1 protein-coding gene is annotated in these 282 nt (G+C 61.7%); it reads right to left on the bottom strand.

From position 1 onward, the window contains the following. The coding region (locus tag J0A68_RS23410; protein ID WP_206580530.1) for a YqiA/YcfP family alpha/beta fold hydrolase at window positions 1-111 on the bottom strand (111 nt) is incomplete at its 3' end. Between the last annotated feature and the right edge of the window lie 171 nt (window positions 112-282).

Genomic DNA, 282 nt, shown 5'->3' with positions numbered 1-282 from the left:
CAGCATCTCGATAGCGGGATGGTGTTCGGCCAGCCAGGCCTTGAAGGCCACCGCCTTGGCCGACTGCGGCGAGCTGTTGAAACCGTGCAGGTAGAGCAGTGTCGAAGGCATCAGTATCCATCCGAGTCCATATCGGGGCGGAAATCGTCGTTTTCCAGGCGGAACACCTGCGTCTCGACGCGGCCGTCCGGCAGCAGATCGAGGTAACGCCAGCCGGGGGAGACGTCGTCGATGGTAAAGTTAGTGCAGTGCGGCTTGAATTGCACGCAGGTGGACGGCGTC

It is taken from the genome of Algoriphagus oliviformis (assembly GCF_017254915.1).
Lineage (GTDB): Bacteria > Bacteroidota > Bacteroidia > Cytophagales > Cyclobacteriaceae > Algoriphagus > Algoriphagus oliviformis.
Note: the sequence above shows the minus strand (reverse complement) of the source record. Positions and strands in the feature narration are given on the sequence as shown.